The organism is Methylomonas sp. PHL2-19 (assembly GCF_059331595.1).
The window spans coordinates 1,667,898-1,686,061 of sequence record NZ_CP196839.1; the positions used below are offsets into that span (position 1 = coordinate 1,667,898).

Here is an 18,164-nt window from a genome sequence, read left to right on the forward strand (position 1 = left end):
TGAGGTTTGCTCATGGCTAACGAACTGTTCAGTCCGCACTGGTACCGGGTCGCCAAGCTCAAACCCAAGTTGCATAGCCATATCGAGATTCATCGCCACGAGTACCGCGGCCTGATCTGGTACATCCTGGAAGACCCCAATACCGCCCGCCATCAGCGCTTTAACAGCCTGGCTTATCAGTTCATCGGGCTATTGGACGGCAAGTTGAGCGTACAAGAGATTGCCGACATCCTGAATCGGCAGCTGGGCGACTATGCACCCAGCCAACAAGACCTTATTCAACTACTGGGGCAATTACATCAGGCCGATTTGATTCAAACCGAAGCCTTGGTCAACACCGAAGAATTGTTCGAGCGTCAGGCGCGGCTAAGCAGCGCGAAAAGCAATCAGCGATTGTTGAATCCGCTCTCGCTGAAATTGCCGCTGTGGGATCCGGACGAGTTTCTCGGCAAACATGTGTCTAAAGTGGCGGGTCTGTTCAGCGTCAAGTTTGGGATGGTCTGGCTGCTGGTCATTGCAATTGCTTCGCTGCAAGCGGGGGCCAATTGGCAGGAAATCAGCCATCATTTCGAATTGAATGCTTTGGCTCCCTACAATTTTTTGATCATGTTCTTGTTGTACCCCTTGATCAAAATCCTGCATGAATTGGGGCATGGCTTTGCTATGAAGTTGAAAGGCGGCGAAGTGCATGAAATGGGCGTCAATTTTTTATTGTTTATGCCGGTGCCTTACGTCAATGTCTCCGCCGCCAACCATCTGCGTAACAAGTACGACCGGATGTTGATCAGCGCTGCCGGTATTTTGGTGGAAGGATTTCTGGCCGCGCTCGGCCTGTTCTTGTTTTTGAGCACCGAGACCGGATTTGTCCAAGATGTGGGTTTCGACATCCTGCTGACTGGCGGCGTCTCGTCGTTGTTTTTTAACGGCAACCCGCTATTGAAGTACGACGGCTATTACATTTTGGCCGATGCCTTGAGCATTCCGAATTTGTATCAGCGTTCAAGCCAAATCTGGGCCTATTTGGCCCAGCGTTATTTGTTTGACTTGAAACAGGCGGTGTCCCCAGCCTCCGCGCCGGGCGAAACGGCTTGGTTTGTCATTTATAGTTTGGCATCGCTGACTTACCGCCTGATGATGTTGTGGTTTGTCTGTATCTATCTGACCGAAAAATTTTTCTCACTGGGTATCGTCGTTGCGTTGTTGATGGTGTCATTACAGGTCGTGTTTCCGCTGTATAAAGCCATACGTTTTGTGTTTACCAGCCCCAGTCTGAGTCGGAAAAGAGATAAGGCGCTGCTGGCCACGGCAGGCTTGGCCTTGTTTGTGGTTCTGGTTTTTGGTGCTTTGCCGATTCCCAATTACACGCTGGCTGAAGGCGTGGTGTGGCTACCCGATGAAGCGTTGATCAAGGTGGAGCAAGAGGGTTTCATCGGCGAATTGCTGGTGAAATCGAACCAATTCGTGAATCAGGGTGATGTGTTGCTGACCATGCATGACGATGCATTGGAAGCCAAAGCCAAAATCGCCCGCGCCAAAGTGGCCGAGTTGCAAAGCCAATATCGGGCGGAGAAAGAAAACGATTTGGTGAAGGCAGAAATTTTGAAAGAATCGCTGCGGATTGCGGAATCCGAACTGGATCATTTGAATCATAAATCCAGCGCGATGATCATTAGCGCTGCTAAATCCGGTTATATCCTGTTGCCGGATGCCGACGATCTGACCGGTAGCTATTTGCGCCAGGGTGAATTGATTGGTTACATTCTGGATGAACAGCCACCGACCATCCGCATGGTGGTAACCCAAGACAATATTGGCTTGCTAAGGCAAGGCAGTCCGGAAATCAGCGTGCGTCTGGTTAGCGACCCGTATCGCGAATACCCGGCCAACATCATCCGCTTGGCGCCGGAAGCGACCAATACGCTGCCCAGCCCGGCCCTGGCGACCACCGGCGGCGGTAAGATCCGGGTGAATACGGAAAACGAACAAGACATGCAAACCCTGCAAAAAATCTTTTTGGTCGATCTGGACTTCTCGCCGCCGAAAAATCTGCCGATAGGTATGCGCGCTTATGTGCGGATCAACCATGGCGGCGAATCGATTATGACTCAGCTGTACCGCCGGGTACGCCAGGTATTTTTGAGGCAGTTCAATGTCTGAGTTGGTGTTGCGTCCAGGGGTATATTTTGGCAGCTACCCGCAAAAGCCGGAAAGTCGACTAAGCGATTTCGAGCAAGGCGCCGCGGCATTTTTCGACAAACTCCACAAACGCCTGAATCGCCAGCGTTTCAGCCAGGCTTATATCGTCAGTCGAGTTGAAAAAGTTGCCGCCCCGTTAAGCCACTACAACGAGCAACAGTTGACCATCGCCATTCTCGAGCTGCGGGAAAATCTATACCGGCATGGTCTGACAGAAGAGCTGATGATCAGAGCCTTCGCGCTGATTCGCGAAACCGCCGGTCGGACGCTGAATAAACGGCATTTTGACGTGCAATTGTTTGGCGGCTGGTTAATGATCAACGGCATGCTGGCGGAAATGGAAACCGGCGAAGGCAAAACGCTGACCGCGACCTTGCCGGCCTGCACCGCCGCCTTGGCAGGCATCCCGGTGCATGTGATTACTGCCAACGATTACTTGGCGGCGCGCGATGCGGAGATTCTGAAACCGCTTTATCTGCGCCTGGGCTTGAAGTCCGGTGCGGTGGTTGACGGTATGGACCTTGAACTGCGCCGAAAACTGTATCAACAACCCATCGTCCATACGACGAATAAACAAATTGCCTTTGATTATCTGCGTGACCGCATCGAGATGGGCGAGGATGTGGGCTTGTTAAAATTTCAATTCAAGCAGATTCAAAGGCAAATCAAACAGCCGAAAAGCAACGCTCTGATCATGCGGGGCTTATGCTTTGCCATTATCGACGAAGCCGATAGCGTATTGATCGATGAAGCCAACACGCCGCTGATCATCACCCAGGCCCGGCCGAGTGAGGCGTCTCCGGAAACCTACGGTGACGCCTTGTATCTGGCCTCGTCATTGTTCATCAATGACGACTTTGTCATGGATCCCAAAACTCGCGACGTGGAACTGACCCCGCAAGGCGAAAATACCATTGCGGATATGATTATCGGCTTGGGGCCGAGTTGGAAAAATAAGCGCTGGCGGGAAGCCATGGTCAAACAGGCGCTAATTGCCGAGTATTGCTTCAAGCGCAACAAGCAATACATCCTGAAAGATAACAAGGTGCAAATCATCGACGAGTTTACCGGCCGGGTGATGGAGGATCGGTCTTGGGAGCAGGGCTTGCAACAAATGATAGAAGCTAAGGAAGGTTGCTTGATTTCCGAACAACGCGAGCCGCTGGCCCGGATCAGTTACCAGCGCTTTTTCGGCCGCTATCTCAAACTGGCCGGTACTTCGGGCACGGTGCGGGAAGTGGCCGCGGAAATGCATCGCGTTTATGGTTTGCATAGCGTAAAAATGCCGACGCACAGAGTATCGAAACGGATTTTGTTCAGCGAACGGATTTATGCCACGCAGGCAGCCAAGCAAGGCGTGTTTCTGCAACGGGTCCGCGAGTTGCACGCACTAGGCAGGCCGGTATTGATAGGCACCGGTTCGGTTGCCGAGTCGCTGGAGGTCAGTGTTTGGCTGGAAGCGGCGGGTTTGGTTCACCGGGTGTTGAATGCGGAACAAGATCAACACGAGGCTGAGATCATCGCGCAAGCCGGGCAGTTGCACGCTATTACGGTAGCTACGAATATGGCCGGCCGTGGCACCGATATAGCCCTGGGATTGGGCGTGGCGGACCTGGGCGGTTTGCACGTGATTGCGCTGAACTGCAATGAATCTCGGCGCATAGATCGGCAACTATACGGGCGCTCAGCCCGGCAAGGCGATCCGGGTAGCTGCGAAGCGATACTGTCGCTGGAGGATGCGGCGCTACGGGAGTTTTATTCGTCTGCTATTCTCAAGACTCTGGCCGGCCTGGCTAAAGATCAGCAAGCTTTGCCGGGTTTTTTGGGAAACCTGATATTACGTCTGCCGCAAATTTATAACGAGCGGCAACAGCGCAACGTCAGAAGGCAACTCAGCAAACAGGATAAGCATTTGTCGCGTATTTTGGCGTTTTCCGGCAAGTTTGAATAAACGCTGTGGCCTTAAATTTAAAAATCAGACCGTTTCAAATCAAGTCAAATTAATCGATTAGTAGTTTTTACATGTCCTTACGCCACCATTTTTTTTGCGCATTAATCGGCCCTGGCCTGTTCAGTGGTACCGTGTTTGCCGCCAATCTGGATTGCATGGTCAAGCCGGAAATGTACGTCGAGTTGAGTAGCCCGGTGTCGGGTACCGTCGCAGCGCTGTTGGTCGATAAGGGTGATCACGTTGCCAAAGGCCAACCGCTTGCCCAATTGGAAGCGTCGGTGGAATTGGCCAAGTTTAACCAGGCCAAGGCCGATGCCGAGAGTAGCAGCGAGGTACGCAATCAGAAAGTGAAACTGGAATACGCCACGCGCAACCGCACCCGTTATCGGAGTTTAGCCACCACCAATGTCATTTCGCAAATCGAGAAAGACAAAGTCGAGACCGAAGTGGTGTTGGCTGGAATCGAGTTGAGAAAGGCAGAGGAACGCAAAAAGTCGGCGATGTTGGCATTGGAAATGGCCAAGGCGCAACTGGAGGTTAAAACCATCAAAAGTCCGATAGACGGTATTGTGATAGACCGTTATGCGATGCCCGGCGAGTCCGTTAGTGATCGCGCGATTATGAAGCTGGCGCAAGTCAATCCGTTGCGCGTTGAGCTGATCGCGCCGACTGAATATTTTGGTCTGATTCAGCCTGGTATGGATGTGGAAGTACGCCCTGAGCTGCCGGCCAAAAAAGTCGTGAGAGCTACTGTCACCAAAGTGGACCAATTGATCGATCCGGCCAGTGGCAGCTTTACGGTGCGCATGACCTTACCCAACCCTAGCGACGAACTGATCGGCGGCGTCAACTGTATCGCCACCTTTGATTTTGCCACGCCAGCCCCAACCACGACGCCGAGTCCACCGCCTTTTGTACCGCAGAACGTGGCGCCGGTGAGTCCGGTCATCAAGCGTTGAGCCAAGCAACAGCGCTTACCCGCCGCATTGATACTAACAAATAGGGTGGATTGACAAGCGAACGCTTACCGGTGTTTTCCTGTCTGAAGCCTCGCGAGAACGGTTTAATGCGGCATATCGGGCAAATTAGCGCAATTCAGGTATATGCTTCGAAGCTGGTATAGCAATTATCTCGAAAACTGCGAGGCAACAGGCAACTCATACAAATGGCTTGGAATAAAATTGGCTGCTCTCAAGTAGAGTTGTAGCCATTAAATCCGTGAACAAGAGGTAGCCAATGTCATACATGTCAATTAATTCAGGCGCGTCGCAAATTTATAGTGCTGCCGGAACCAATGTTCCGACAGTCAAAAAAGCCCAGCCAAACAGCCCCATACAAGCGTTTCAGCAAGTCCAACCGGTTGCTAAAGACGCCTCCGATCAAAATAACGAAGGTGGTAAAGGCAGATTTATTGATGTTCGAGCCTGATGCCCGAGAATTTCACCGCAAACTGCCTAGGGTCTGAGGGCAGTCCGGTAAAGAGGCAACGAATTTTCTTCCCTCCTCTCACCGTCGCTATACCCGCAAGCTAGCCTAGTTAAAAAGCCTCAGGCCAATATAGACCTGCTTCCGGCAGCAATCCTGGAAACGAGCCTTTACGGATGTTAAAGAACAACAGTTCAGGCAGGCTGACCACAAAACCTTTCAATCCTTTGCGTAGATTGTCCCCACCATCCCAAGGCCAACTGAACATACCATAAAGGCCCTGGCCGCCAGCTATCGCTAGATTGAAGCCGCCCTGCAATGGCCGAGGCCATAGCTGATCTTGAGTGAAGAATAAAAACGCCGCGTCATCCTCGTTCCATTGATAAATACTCGAACTCAGGGTATTAGATTCCTGTAAATCCACCAGCCATTGCGGCGTCTGCCGGTAACGTCGTTGACGCTGCCGTTCTCTGTAGGGCTGGCGCTGGAAGCTGGTGCTTAGTCGATATGTGTTTCCTATCTGGTCGTAGGCGATAAACGGAATCATGTTCAAGCCGCCTTCATCAACGTAACCGCCCAGCAGTCGCTGCGAAGCCTGGCTTCTACTTTCCTCGGCTGTAGACGAGATTTCCGCAACCGTCTGGTTAAGGAGCCGAAAGATTTCGGTGCCGCAATTGCGGCTAAGCAAGTTATAGCCATACAGAGATTGCAATTGGCTTTGATATGTTTCGATTTGCTGCGTGACGCTGTTTTGGAAATCTGCCAGTTCGCTGCTAGGTAGCGGTAAACCAAGCAATTTGGCCGCTGCCGGTCGTGATGGAGTGGCTGTCAATGGCAACAGCTGCAAAGACTGCTGATCATGGCGCGGCTTATGCAATCGCATAAGCGCCGTCGCGCTTAGCTCCAGTTCCGAGTAAGCGAGTTCATCCAGCGCTATGGGGTTGTCGAGTTGTTTGGACGCCGCGGTAAACAGTTCTTGACTGTATTGCAGGGCTGCCGGCAAGTTGTCGTTGTCGATAATAGTGGCTTGTGGGTCGTCACTGTCGGGGCGGCTGCGGTCCAGCACGCTCAGATAGCCCGAGGCGACGGCATGGTCCAGCGCATGCAAACGGGCCATTCCCACCAACAGCGGATAACCCCAGTCGCTGCGCTGGCTGTGCATCAGGGTCATTAAATCGGCAAACAAACGCCGCCGAAAATCTTGTAGCTTGGCTCGTTGCGCGGTGTTGAGTTTGTATGTCGCCTCGGGAATTTCTAACAAACTTTCGCTAAGCGGGGATAGCCTGGCGTGTAGCACATCCAGCGCTGCCAGATTCAGCAACTGATTGCGGTAGCGTTCGGCAAATGAGCTGTTCGTGGCGGTAAACCGTGTATCCGTGGGTTCAGCGGGGTTAACTGCTAACTCAGGTTTCAGGGTTTGCAGGGTTTGCCAAGCTTGCTGGCGCTTGGCCGGCAAAAAATCTTCGCCATACTTGTTAACGATGGCTTCGTGCAATTGTTGTAGCGCTTGGCTGTTATTGCTGGGTTTGTCTGCCTCGACAGGGAACGCTTCTGCCGCCCGATATTTCGTCAAAAAATAACCCAATCCTTTTATAGGCAGAGGCGGCGCAGAGCCAAGATTTTGCAAGCCTGAAACCAGCGTCTGGTCGTCGTGCAGGGCTTGTAACAGCGACAATTGCTGGTTTTGAATGAACAGGCGGCGACTGAAGGTGTCCCGTAGTGCTTGAAAAAAATCCTCAGACACTTCGATGCGGTGACCGTAAATGTTACGGTTCTCCTGAAAACCGTAGGCAAACTCAAAAGCCGCCGCATCGTTGCGATATAGGCGCAGCAAACCGGGTTCGATGTGTTGAAAATGAAAGACTTGTCGGTCGAATTTAATGGCGGCATGGCCGCCGCTGGCGCTGCCTTCGTTGGCGTCTATGTACAGGAACTCGAAATGATGACTTTGGTCTGCTTCGGCAACGGCTACCCAAAGTAAACAGCCCAGCGTCAGCGCCCACTTTGCGAATTTCAAGCCGGCAACTGGCATGACCAAGTGGGCGACTGCCTGCGGGATTATTTTTTTAAACCTTCTTCAATGACCTGTTTCTTCCAGGGCTCGTTATCGCTCAAACTTTCGGTAAACGCCGAAATTTGCGGTTTGCCGAGCTTGGCTTTGGCAAGTCCGCGACCGATGCCTACGTAAGTATTCCGGTCGGTTTCCCAGTTGGTGATCTCATGGCTTTCGGCTAATTCGCTAAGATGGCCGCGAAAACTGTCCAGCGTGCCGCTACTGGACACTACGAAGGTAGCGGTATAGTCGGCTACATCGGTTTCGTATTTTTCGTGTTTGTTACGCGACGAGTCGGAACTGGAGGTAAAGGGGCTGGACGCGCTTTTGAAGATGCCGCCAGAACTGTCAGACAAGCTGCCTATGCTGTCGGACGAACTCTCGGAGCTGGTGGAAAACGAGCAGCCGCTGATTAGCGCTGTTCCCAGAAAGACAGTGAATGCCAAAGTAAAGGTTCTGAATCGGTTCATATGCTTGGATGGCTTTAAAAAACAAGTAGTGTTACCGCTTATGCGCGTAGACGCAAGGTTTTACGCCTCTACAGTGTTTTGGGGGAGGTAGGATGGCGAATTGTCAACGCTCGCGGCCTCCGAAGCCGCATGATAAAAAGGGAGAAGAAGGTCAGGGATGAAGAGGCTTACATCCCGTGTTTATACGTTTTTAATGGGTAGTTCCAAGCTCGGGTGCTTAGCGTTATACACAAGTGCCGTCCCACGCGCTAGCGTGGGAACGAGCGAAAAATCTGCTAGTGCGAATGGGGGGCGGCACGCCGCAGGCGCACTGCCGCAGATGCCAGTGCAATGCCGAACAGCGAAAAAGCTCCCGGTAACGGCACAGGCTTAACCCAGGTCAAAGTACCACCAGCATTGTCGACCAAACTGACGCCAGCCGGTAAATTGAAAAACAACTTTGCGCTGTTCGACGCATCGGCTAGTGATTTGACGCCGGCACCATTGGCCCCTTGTATCGTTTGCAGCAAAAACGTGATTTCCAGGGTTTCGCCAGGGTCTATTGTCATGGCTGGCATTAATAATGTCATGTCAAGGTTGGTCAAGGTTGCCGTATTAAACAAGACGGTCCCCCCGTTTTGCGTAATTGGGGTTGTTGTATTGGTGGGAGGGTAGGAGAAACCATTACTAGCCTGACCAATATTGACGAAATGATCGCCTCTGGCTACTCTTGCCAAGCTGCCGTCATTGATGCTAAGGACACCGGTTATGCCCGCGCTGGCGCCAGAGTTTGGTACCAGCGGGCCAAGTGTATACTGGCCGGTAATGTTGACACCAAGCGCTCCGGCCGGCAGCAGTATTGGCGCGTTGCCCAGCGGATTGGTAAAGGTCAAACCTTGTAGTCCAGCATAAGCAAAGGAAGCGTCCGGGGATTCCGATCTTGCCTTGAATACGGCACTCAGCAGATCCGCCTCTGCAAAGAAGCCGGCGCCGGTCTGCGTGGCAAATGCAGGATCAGACGTGATCCCAGAACCGCTGGGGTCAGGGTATTGAACGAACACTGTCGCCGCTGTTGAAAGTTGGCTGGTCGCAAGCGCGCATATGCCAATATATCGTGCTAATTTCAACATAATAATCCTCCAAATGTTATGACGTGCTTTAAAGTATCTCTGACTGGTGTTTAATCTGAATGGTCTTAAGTAACTTAGATAGTGATATTGCAAGGAGCCTTGGCTGAAACGGTTGTTCGAGTTGGTTACCGAATCGGAATAACCGGAAACCCTGAATTCCGCCGTGGCGACATGACGCCATCCTAAATGTTGGCGTCGTCGAAAGCAGCTGGATTGGGATCGAAAAGACGCTGATTGCCGTAATCGTTGCCGCCATATTGCAAAATGGCCTGGTCCGCGCGAACAGCGGTGGTAAGGCCGAATAACGCGATGCCGAATAGCGCATAACCTTTGTTTAGATTCATGATTGGATTCCTGGGTTAATGGATTCGACCAGCGGGAAAATCATGGCTTGGTGCGAACGTTGGCGGGTGAAGCCGAATATGCCCGCCAACCCGGTAAGCATCAAGCCGATGGCTGGCGGGAGCGGGACAGGCGCTGTTTTCACCCAATCGAGCGCAATCGGCGAGTTCAGTAAAGTTCCCGCCGGCAATTGCAGGCTGATCGACGCGGTGTGCGTTGCATCGCTGGTAGCGCTCCAGCCACTGCCGGGAGTGCCCAAGCCGACGCCGGCCACGACCCAGGTATTCAGCGAATAATTCACGGTTAGAATGTCGTTCGGTTTCAGCGTGAAAGCCGGGAAGGCCAGATTGGCCGACAACTTGTCCGCATCTGCCGTACCGCTGCCGGTGAAACCGGCATTGGGGTTGAAATGAAAGTCGAAAAACGGCGATGAAGGGCTATTGGAAGCACCATATTGATACAGCACGCTAACGCCGGGAACATTATTGCCCGGGTAAGTTCCTGCCAACGCGGAACTCAGTACAGTGGCGGCTTGGCCGCTCGCTTCGCTGCCGATTGTGCGGCTGAACACCGCGTCGATGTCGGCATCAATCGCCCCGGCGGCAAAACTGATATTGACGGCGCCGGTATTTTTGAATGTTGCAGTCATGCCGGTGTAGGCATAAGTGGTTTGTGAGCCTGTATCCGCAGCTGCAGAACTGGCCTTAAAGATGCCGCTGCCGAAATCGGCGGAAGCCGTAGAGCCTCCGACTGCAATCGACAATACGCTGGGATGATGCTGCAAGGTATTCGCGACCCCGGGGCCGCCGTACTGGACATAAACGTCGGAAGCGATCAACGACAGCACAGGCGGCGGCGAAACTACTGCGGCAAACGTCGAAAACGGATTGACGCATAAAAACAAGGTGATCGGCTTAGCGGGAAAGTTCATGTTTAGGTCTCCTATCGACGGTCGTGTCGATACCCTAAAGCAACAGGCCTCACAAAAAACTCACAACATCGACCGAATTTGTTTGCGGATGATCGGCGAATGCGTGACCGGAAGTTATTTAGTATTAGCTCGATGCCGTCCATTAAGGCTATGAACAGTGTTCAGCCTTTACCGACGTTTGGTGCCGTGATCAGTGCGGCCAGGGACTTTAAGCGGGGAGAGGGTTCGATGCCATAGTGGCCGGCATAGTGGCGCCGACAGCGGCGGTAAGCTAGCAAGGCCTCGGCGCGCCTATCTTCGGCGAGCAGGCAATCGATCAGCCGGTATTGCAGATTTTCCGCCAACGGTTCAATTGAGACGGCTTGCGTATAGCAGGCGATGGCCACGGCTCTCCGGCCTGCGGCTTCCAGCTCGGAACCAAGCTTTTCCAAAGTTTGGATGAATTTGGCAGCGAGATTTTCCCGTTTCGATGCCGCTAATGGCGCTTCCAGGCCGGGCAAAAACGGGCCGCGCCAGACTTTTAACAGGCGATCCGCCAAGGTTGCGGCCTGATTCGGGTCGGCGGCAAATCGTCTGGCGACTTCGTCGACGACCCAAATGTCCAGCCAGCACAATTCCCGATTCAAAGACAGGGTGCCGCCCTGCAACAACACCGCCTCATTCCGTCCCAGCAGTTTGCGCAGGCGCTGCAAGGCCACTTCCAGCGCGTGCTGGGCGGCATCGGCGTCCGAGTCCGGCCACAGCGCATCGGCCAGGGTTTGTTGAGGCACGCCGTCCGGATTCGTCGCCAGCAACCACTGCAGCAACTGCAATGGCTTGTTGTCTTTTTGCCTGCGGCGGGCCGCCGGTTCGAGGCCGTCGATCCTGAACTGGCCCAGCGTTCGGATTTTCACCGGCCACGGCCATTCTTCGCAGGCGTTACCGTCCGGTTGCAGTTGGCGTTGCACTATCCACCAACGCACATAGTCGGCTTCGATACCGCGCTCCAGCGCCACGGTACATAACCTGCCGATCACCGCCGGCTGCCAGAACGGGTGCACGTTCAGATAGCGCTGGCGCTTGCCCAATGCCAACGCCCGGGCCAGCGAGGCCAGGCCGCCGGCTTCGTCGCCGCCGGCCAATAGGACTTGGGCTTCGGTCAGCAAGGCCATGAATAGAATGAAGGGCTTGTCCGCGCGAACGGCATAGCTTTGCAATTGCAGTAAATGCCGGGCGGCTTCGGCCCGGTCACCGGACGCCGCTAACACTTGCGCCAGCCCATGCTGAACCAGGGCCGCCACCGACGGTAAGTTGATTTCGCGGCAAATCGACAACGCCAGTTCCGCTTCCTGGCGCGCTTGACTAAAACGCTGTTCCGCCAGCGACAGGCCGGAGCGCAAATGCAAGATGAACGATTGGTCTACCCGCCGATTCGCCGGCAAACACGCTTCCATGCGCGCCAACGCCGAGCGAAAGCGCTCCCAATCACGGGCCGACAGCGCGGTGTAGGCTTCTTGTCCGTAAATGTTCGGCAAATAAAAAGCCAAGCCGTAAGCGGTAGCCAATTGCGCGGCAGCCTCGGTGGCTGCGTAAGCGGCGGCGTGCTCGGCGCATAGGTAAGCGTTCACTGCTTGCCAATTCAATAGATTGATCCGGTACAGCGGTTCGTCGTTGGCTATCTGCTGATCCAGTAAGGCAAAAAAGGCGCGCGACCCTTCCGTATCGCCGCGCCAGACGTGGTATTGCAACAGGAAGGAAGTTAAAAATACCTGGCGCCCCGATGGACAGTGCGGCAGGCGCGCTAATGCTCGCTGCGCCCAGCGTCGGGCCAATTCCAGGTAATCGGGGAAGTGGACCAGAATATTGCCGCAGCCCAGGATCCAGGCGTCCAACTCCGGATCGTCGGCTGCTTCGATTACTGAATCCAGCACAGCCAGTTCGTTCAGCCAGCGTGCCGCGTCGCGAAAGTCGTCCATCACGAAAAACATCGCACTCAGTACCCCGGCGGCGCTCAGCGCTTTGCCCAAGGGGTCGTCGCCGAAACCGGCGTGAGCCCGTTCGAAGAAGGTTTGGGCCAACGGCGGATTTAACGCCAACTGGGCCGCGGCCCGCCAGAACTCCAGCCACGGGTTAGCCGGTAAGTCGTCCGGTAAACTCTGCAACCAAGACTGCAGTTGCAGGCTTCTGCCGGCGCCCAACTCGGTTTTGGCATGGACCAGAATCAGGCGTTGCAGGTCCAGTCCGGCGCCGGCTTGGCGGTACAGTTCGAAGGCCTGGCCAATCTCGCCGTGGCGTTCCAGCACTCCGGCACTGCGTTTTAAAAATGCCGCGTAACCGTCCTGTCCGAGGTTGGCCCGGTGGCGGGCCAGCAGAAATTCCCGCAGCAAAGGGTGAAGTTGGTAACTGGGGATGGCAGTGTCGATGCGGTTGACCAAATAATGGTTGGCCGCCAGTCGGGCCAACGTCGCCAACACGGCCGGGTCGTCTGCTAAATCGTGCGCCAGCGGCTCGGTTGCGGTTTCTGCGCAGGCAACGGCCAGCAACTGTTGCAAGACGGTGGCATCCAAACCGTCCTGCACCCGTTGCGCTAAATCTGCTTGCTCGTTGGCCGGAGTCGGATGTTCGGGTGGCCGTTGCCGTAATTCCACGGCTAAAGCGGCTGGCCAGCCGCGGCTTTGGCCGAACAGCTTGTCGAGCCTGTCGTTGCCGCCGTCGAATCCGGCTAGATCGGCCAGTCGGCCGGCTTCGTCGCGGTCAAACGCCAATTGCGCCGGCGTGAGCATGCCGAGCGGCTGCAATGCAATAGCCAGTCCGGGCGGTGGTTCGTGGCGGCTCAGACACAGTATTCGGTGCTGCACGCCGACGATGCGGCCCAATGCGGCCAATATCCGCACCAGTAACGGCGAAGCGACCACCTGGTGGCAATCGTCGAATACCAGCAGCATTGGCGCGGCTTCGGGCGGCAACAGCGTGCGCAATAACTCGCCGACATAGGCTTCAAGGCCGGGCAAATATTCCGGGCCGAACGCCGGTGTCGCGGAGACCAGGCCCAAACGGGTTGCCGCAGTGCGGAAATGCCCCAAAAAAACGGCCGGGTCCAGGTCATCGCTGTCGAAACGGTACCAAAGTACGGGTTGAGTGTTTGCGGCGGCATAATCAGCCGCTAACGTGGTTTTACCGTAACCGGCCGGCCCGAACAGCCAGACTGCCGAACCGTAGTCGGAATAGCTGCGGTCTATTTGTTCGAACAGGCGTCGGCGGCAAACCACAGCGGGTAAGGTCGGCGCGACCAATTTAGCGGGAAGTTGCGCGCGCACCGGTTTGTCGATCATCCACCCCCCAAGCAATTTATCCACACGAATCGCGTCGGTAGTTCAGCACAAACCAGCGTCCGGCAGCAACTGTTATTAATCCGGTCTTTAATAATCGGCTGGGAAGAGTCCTATAAATAGTATTCTATTCACGCAAAAGCAGTTAGGCTCTTAATATCCATGTGCCCGATGCCGGCTATTCAGCCACAAACCGATGACCTTAAATCAGCCGGCTTACGCGCTAGAGGAAATCAAGAACCTGCTCAGCCGATTTCACTGAGTACCGAAGTAAATATAATGTTCGACGTCGCCCCTTGCGGGTTGGCAATTGAGACCACTCCGCGAATCAGTTACGGGCCGGATTTACTTGCTTGCGTATTCTTTATCCATGCGCGATTGACGGCTATGATGCGACAAAGCTCAAACGCTATCGGGATGTTTGTATAGCTTGGGATGTGTTGCTATTTGCCAACACCCGCTGCCTGCAAATCGGCGTGATAGGAAGACCGTACCAAGGGCGCGCTGGCGACCTGTTTGAATCCCAATTCGCGGGCGATGTCAGCATAGCGCTGAAATTGGTCGGGATGAATGTATTCCTGTACCGCCAAATGGTCCTTGCTGGGTTGTAAATACTGGCCCAACGTCAGCATGCTGACGCCGTGGGCCAGCAAGTCTTTCATCACGTCAATCACTTCCGCTTCGGTCTCGCCTATGCCCAACATCAAGCCGGATTTGGTTGGTACATTGGGTAAGCGTTGTCGGTGTTGTTGCAGCAATTGGAGCGAAATATGGTAATCGGCGCCGGGGCGGGCTTGCAGATACAGGCGCGGCACGGTTTCCAAGTTGTGGTTGAACACATCGCACGGCTGTTGTTGCAGAATGTCCAGTGCGGTGTCCATACGGCCGCGAAAATCCGGCACCAATACTTCGATGGTGGTATTCGGAGACTCGCTGCGCACTGCCGCGATACAAGCGGCAAAATGGCTGGCACCGCCGTCGCGTAAGTCGTCGCGGTTCACGGATGTGATCACCACGTATTTCAAAGCCATTGCGGCGATGGTCGCGGCCAGATTGGCCGGTTCTTCCGCATCCAAAGGCTGCGGTTTGCCGTGGGCAACGTCGCAGAACGGGCAGCGGCGCGTGCACAAATCGCCCATGATCATAAAGGTGGCGGTGCCGTGGCTGAAGCATTCGCTCAAGTTGGGGCAGGCGGCTTCTTCGCAGACAGTGTGCAAGCGGTGTTCGCGCAATGATTGCTTGATGCGATTGACTTGGTCGCCGCTGGGCAATTTGATGCGTATCCAGTCCGGCTTGCGCAAGATTTGTTCGGGCTTTTCCACTTTTACCGGAATCCGCGACAGCTTGTCGGCATTACGTTGATGAGTTTCCGGGGTGAAGCGGGAAGGGGCGTTGAGGGTCATATAGCCACCGGGCACTTGGGTTGGTTTTTGAGTCTCCGCAAGCTTGGCTGTTTCCAGCGACGCTTGTCGAGTTTGCTTGTTTCAGATTTCTATTGCTTGCAGTAACTGATGCACAACCGGCACTGCTAGTTCCTGATTAGTTATCTTAATTCCCAAATCGGCCAGTTGCGTGACTTGCAAGCCGGCATAGCCGCAGGGATTGATGTCTGCAAACGGCGCCAAATCCATATCGTTGTTTATGCTCAGGCCATGGTAACAGCAACCGCGCTTGATACGCAGGCCTAGCGAAGCAATTTTTTGCTGATTGACGTAGACGCCCGGTGCCTTGGGCTCGGCTTGGGCGGCGATGCCGTATTGCCGCAGGGTGTTTATCACCGCGTTTTCCAGGATGGTCACCATTTGTCTGGGGCCTTTGTTTAATCGGCGCAAATCGGCCAATAGGTAAATCACCAACTGGCCGGGGCCGTGATAGGTCACTTGGCCACCGCGGTCGCTTTCGACGATTTCGATGTTATTGGCTTTAAGAAAATGTTCGCGCTTCCCGTTTAAACCCAGGGTATAAACCGGCGGATGCTCGACGATCCAGATTTGATCGGCAGTGTTGTCGTCGCGTTCGGCAGTGAATTGTTGCATGGCCTGCCAGACGCCGAGATAGTCTTGCGTCCCCAGATCGCGCAGGACGGCCGTCGCCTTGCTGGGCATCAGTCCGGTTTATAAGGCCATCAGCACATCGGGGCAGGCCGTCAAGCCCAGGTAGATGGCGTCTAGCTGTTCGCGGCTATGGGCTTCGATCATGACCGTTACCGCCAGATAATTGCCGCCTTTGCTCGGACGGGTGGTGACCGCGCCTTCCAGGATGTCCGGGACATGGCGGCGGACGATTTCCACGACGATGGCGTCAAAATCGTCGCGATGCTTGCCCATCACCTTGATAGGGAATTGGCAGGGAAATTCCAGTAAGCTTTCGGTTTCGCTCATGACAGTGATTTTTTGTAGGCTTGCAGTAAGTCGTCCATGCGTTTCCAGGCCGGGCCGGGTTTGCCGTCGCCGACTTGCTGGCCGTCCAGTTCGATGACCGGCACGATCTCGCGGGTGGAACTGGTGACCCAGATTTCGCTGGCGTTGTGCAGGGCTTCCAGTGCGATGATGTCTTCTTGATAAGGGATGTTATGCGCGGCCGCCAGTTCCAGAACCACGTCGCGGGTAATGCCTGGCAGGATTTCATGGCTTTTCGGCGGCGTGATCAATTCGCCGTCCAGCACCGCAAACAGATTGCTGGCTGCGCCTTCGACGACATAACCGTTGCGCACCAGTATCGCTTCCGCGCTGCCCTGATCCAGCGCCTCCTGCCTAAGCAGAATGTTGCCCAGCAAGGTAATGGCTTTGATGTTGCAGAGCTGCCAACGGATGTCGTCCAGCGTAATCGCCTTGATGCCGTCGATCCGGCCGGCGAACGGCTTGATGTCCGCACTCATCGCAAATATGGTCGGTACGACTTGCTCGGGAAAGCCGTGATCGCGTTTCGGTGCATAGCCGCGGGTGACTTGCAGGTAAATGTATTGATCGCGGTCATCTGCCAGCAACGGGCGGAAAATCGCTTCCCAGTCCGCAACGCTATGCGGCAAAGGCAAGCGGATGCCGTTCAGGCTGTTGTTGAGCCGGGCAATATGATCTTCCAGTCTGAACAGCCGGCCGTTATAAGCCGGAATCACTTCGTAGACGCCATCGCCGAATAAAAAGCCGCGATCCAGCACCGACACCTTGGCGTCGGCTAATGGCAGATAAGCGCCGTTCAGATAGACTTGCTCCGTCATTCTTTTTCCAGTAAGCCAATGGCTGCGTCGTACAGACGGCGGAAAATGCCGCCCTCGGCGACAGCGTCCAAGGTCACCAGCGGTTTGCTGAGGATAGCTTCGCCAGCCAGCGAAATGTTCAGGTTACCGACGGTATCGCCTTTATTCAACGGTGCGAATACGCCCTTGTCGATCTGAGTTTCGGCTTTCAGTTCGTTAAAGTGTTTGCGCGGGGCGGTGACATACAGATCTTCCGGCAAGCCAACCGCAACTTTGGAGGTCACACCTTTTCTGACCCGCGCTTCGCCCAGCGGTTTATTGCCTTCGTACAGACGATGGGTTTCGAAGAAGCGGAAACCGTAATTTAGCAGCGATTGGCTCTCGTTGGAACGCGCGCCGGCACTGGCGGTACCCATGACCACCGAAATCAAACGCATATCTTCGCGTTTGGCGGAAGCCACCATGCAATAGCCGGCATCGTCGGTAAAACCGGTTTTCAAACCGTCAACGGAAGGATCGCGCCACAGCAGCAGGTTGCGGTTTTGCTGGGTGATGCCGTTGTAAGTAAATTCTTTTTGTTTGTCCCAGCGGTAGTACTCCGGGAACTCTTTGATCACCGCGCGGGCCAGGGTCGCCAGGTCATGCGCTGAGCTGTAATGGTTGGGGCTGGGCAGGCCGGTGGCGTTTTCGAAATTGCTGTTGGCCATGCCCAAGCGGCTGGCTTGTTCGTTCATCATCGTCGCGAAGGTTTGTTCGCTACCGGCGACGTGTTCAGCCAAGGCGACGCTGGCATCGTTGCCCGATTGAATGATCATGCCTTGCAACAAGTCTTCGACTGCCACTTGTTTGTTTACCTCAACGAACATTTTTGAGCCGCCGGTTTCCCAGGCGTTCTGGCTGATCGTGACTTTCTCGTCCAGCGTCAAATGCCCAGCTTTCAGCTCGCGGAACACCACGTAGGCGGTCATGATTTTGGTCAAGCTGGCGGGCGATACGCGCTTGTCGGCGTCTTTTTCGGCCAATACCCGGCCGCTGTCGAAGTCCATCAAAAAGTAACTGGAGGCCGCGACGCTGGGAGCGGCGGGGGTGAAAATCGGGCTGGCGGCTTGCAGCGAGAAGGCGGTTAACAATAACAGCAGCCCGCTAAACAGGCTGGTTGTCGTGCGGAAAGGTTGGCTCATGG

General features: G+C 54.7%; 15 protein-coding genes. 4 read left to right on the forward strand and 11 right to left on the reverse strand.

The features are described from left to right. The first annotated feature begins 12 nt into the window (after window positions 1-12). From ACR02O_RS07985 to ACR02O_RS08000, 4 genes are all read left to right on the forward strand, one after another. Window positions 13-2,157 carry an HlyD family secretion protein gene (locus ACR02O_RS07985; RefSeq protein WP_494523155.1) on the forward strand — a complete coding sequence of 715 codons (2,145 nt, stop codon included), beginning with the start codon at window positions 13-15 and terminating at the stop codon, window positions 2,155-2,157. Further along, window positions 2,150-4,147 carry a preprotein translocase subunit SecA gene (locus ACR02O_RS07990; RefSeq protein ID WP_494523156.1) on the forward strand — a complete coding sequence of 666 codons (1,998 nt, stop codon included), beginning with the start codon at window positions 2,150-2,152 and terminating at the stop codon, window positions 4,145-4,147. The genes ACR02O_RS07985 and ACR02O_RS07990 overlap by 8 nt, the downstream gene beginning before the upstream one ends. A 71-nt stretch (window positions 4,148-4,218) precedes the next feature. After that, on the forward strand, window positions 4,219-5,106 hold the full coding sequence (locus tag ACR02O_RS07995; protein ID WP_494523157.1) for an efflux RND transporter periplasmic adaptor subunit: 888 nt from the start codon (window positions 4,219-4,221) through the stop codon (window positions 5,104-5,106). A gap of 277 nt (window positions 5,107-5,383) precedes the next feature. Beyond that, window positions 5,384-5,575: a hypothetical protein gene (locus ACR02O_RS08000; RefSeq protein WP_205451182.1), complete on the forward strand. Its 192-nt coding sequence runs from the start codon at window positions 5,384-5,386 to the stop codon at window positions 5,573-5,575. Window positions 5,576-5,684: 109 nt separating this feature from the next. On the opposite strand, the gene ACR02O_RS08005 is transcribed toward ACR02O_RS08000, so the two are convergent. The 11 genes from ACR02O_RS08005 to ACR02O_RS08055 all read right to left on the reverse strand — a co-directional run bounded on the left by ACR02O_RS08005 (window position 5,685) and on the right by ACR02O_RS08055 (window position 18,162). Then, a complete protein-coding gene (locus ACR02O_RS08005) occupies window positions 5,685-7,604 on the reverse strand; it encodes a hypothetical protein (RefSeq protein WP_205451181.1) in 1,920 nt (639 codons plus the stop codon). 26 nt (window positions 7,605-7,630) lie between these two features. Then, entirely contained in the window at window positions 7,631-8,095 is a 465-nt protein-coding gene (locus ACR02O_RS08010; RefSeq protein WP_205451180.1) for a putative lipoprotein, read from the reverse strand. Between the two features lie 275 nt (window positions 8,096-8,370). Then, window positions 8,371-9,204: a hypothetical protein gene (locus tag ACR02O_RS08015; RefSeq protein ID WP_205451179.1), complete on the reverse strand. Its 834-nt coding sequence runs from the start codon at window positions 9,202-9,204 to the stop codon at window positions 8,371-8,373. 182 nt (window positions 9,205-9,386) lie between these two features. After that, on the reverse strand, window positions 9,387-9,548 hold the full coding sequence (locus tag ACR02O_RS08020) for a hypothetical protein (RefSeq protein ID WP_165786383.1): 162 nt from the start codon (window positions 9,546-9,548) through the stop codon (window positions 9,387-9,389). Then, window positions 9,545-10,477 (reverse strand): hypothetical protein, encoded by a 933-nt coding sequence (locus tag ACR02O_RS08025; protein ID WP_205451178.1) that lies wholly within the window; start codon window positions 10,475-10,477, stop codon window positions 9,545-9,547. The genes ACR02O_RS08020 and ACR02O_RS08025 overlap by 4 nt, the downstream gene beginning before the upstream one ends. A gap of 161 nt (window positions 10,478-10,638) precedes the next feature. Continuing rightward, entirely contained in the window at window positions 10,639-13,812 is a 3,174-nt protein-coding gene (locus ACR02O_RS08030) for an AfsR/SARP family transcriptional regulator (RefSeq protein WP_494523158.1), read from the reverse strand. 416 nt (window positions 13,813-14,228) lie between these two features. Next, window positions 14,229-15,188, reverse strand: a complete 960-nt coding sequence (gene lipA / locus ACR02O_RS08035) for a lipoyl synthase (protein ID WP_494523159.1) — start codon at window positions 15,186-15,188, stop codon at window positions 14,229-14,231. Between the two features lie 81 nt (window positions 15,189-15,269). After that, complete coding sequence (lipB, locus tag ACR02O_RS08040) at window positions 15,270-15,890, reverse strand: lipoyl(octanoyl) transferase LipB (protein ID WP_494523160.1); 621 nt, start codon at window positions 15,888-15,890, stop codon at window positions 15,270-15,272. 9 nt (window positions 15,891-15,899) lie between these two features. After that, on the reverse strand, window positions 15,900-16,166 hold the full coding sequence (locus ACR02O_RS08045; RefSeq protein WP_020485010.1) for a YbeD family protein: 267 nt from the start codon (window positions 16,164-16,166) through the stop codon (window positions 15,900-15,902). Then, a complete protein-coding gene (locus tag ACR02O_RS08050) occupies window positions 16,163-17,002 on the reverse strand; it encodes a D-amino acid aminotransferase (RefSeq protein WP_494523161.1) in 840 nt (279 codons plus the stop codon). Before ACR02O_RS08050 ends, ACR02O_RS08045 begins: the two co-directional genes overlap by 4 nt. After that, a complete protein-coding gene (locus ACR02O_RS08055) occupies window positions 16,999-18,162 on the reverse strand; it encodes a D-alanyl-D-alanine carboxypeptidase family protein (protein WP_494523162.1) in 1,164 nt (387 codons plus the stop codon). The genes ACR02O_RS08050 and ACR02O_RS08055 overlap by 4 nt, the downstream gene beginning before the upstream one ends. Window positions 18,163-18,164: the final 2 nt, after the last annotated feature.

Bases quoted from the DNA above. Each gene is read 5' to 3' on its own strand.
- lipA (WP_494523159.1), bottom strand. From the start codon at position 15,188: ATGACCCTCAACGCCCCTTCCCGCTTCACCCCGGAAACTCATCAACGT.
- ACR02O_RS08000 (WP_205451182.1), top strand. From the start codon at position 5,384: ATGTCATACATGTCAATTAATTCAGGCGCGTCGCAAATTTATAGTGCT.
- lipB (WP_494523160.1), bottom strand. From the start codon at position 15,890: ATGCCCAGCAAGGCGACGGCCGTCCTGCGCGATCTGGGGACGCAAGAC.
- ACR02O_RS08020 (WP_165786383.1), bottom strand. From the start codon at position 9,548: ATGAATCTAAACAAAGGTTATGCGCTATTCGGCATCGCGTTATTCGGC.
- ACR02O_RS08010 (WP_205451180.1), bottom strand. From the start codon at position 8,095: ATGAACCGATTCAGAACCTTTACTTTGGCATTCACTGTCTTTCTGGGA.
- ACR02O_RS08015 (WP_205451179.1), bottom strand. From the start codon at position 9,204: ATGTTGAAATTAGCACGATATATTGGCATATGCGCGCTTGCGACCAGC.
- ACR02O_RS07990 (WP_494523156.1), top strand. From the start codon at position 2,150: ATGTCTGAGTTGGTGTTGCGTCCAGGGGTATATTTTGGCAGCTACCCG.
- ACR02O_RS08005 (WP_205451181.1), bottom strand. From the start codon at position 7,604: ATGCCAGTTGCCGGCTTGAAATTCGCAAAGTGGGCGCTGACGCTGGGC.
- ACR02O_RS07985 (WP_494523155.1), top strand. From the start codon at position 13: ATGGCTAACGAACTGTTCAGTCCGCACTGGTACCGGGTCGCCAAGCTC.
- ACR02O_RS08045 (WP_020485010.1), bottom strand. From the start codon at position 16,166: ATGAGCGAAACCGAAAGCTTACTGGAATTTCCCTGCCAATTCCCTATC.
- ACR02O_RS07995 (WP_494523157.1), top strand. From the start codon at position 4,219: ATGTCCTTACGCCACCATTTTTTTTGCGCATTAATCGGCCCTGGCCTG.
- ACR02O_RS08055 (WP_494523162.1), bottom strand. From the start codon at position 18,162: ATGAGCCAACCTTTCCGCACGACAACCAGCCTGTTTAGCGGGCTGCTG.
- ACR02O_RS08025 (WP_205451178.1), bottom strand. From the start codon at position 10,477: ATGAACTTTCCCGCTAAGCCGATCACCTTGTTTTTATGCGTCAATCCG.
- ACR02O_RS08050 (WP_494523161.1), bottom strand. From the start codon at position 17,002: ATGACGGAGCAAGTCTATCTGAACGGCGCTTATCTGCCATTAGCCGAC.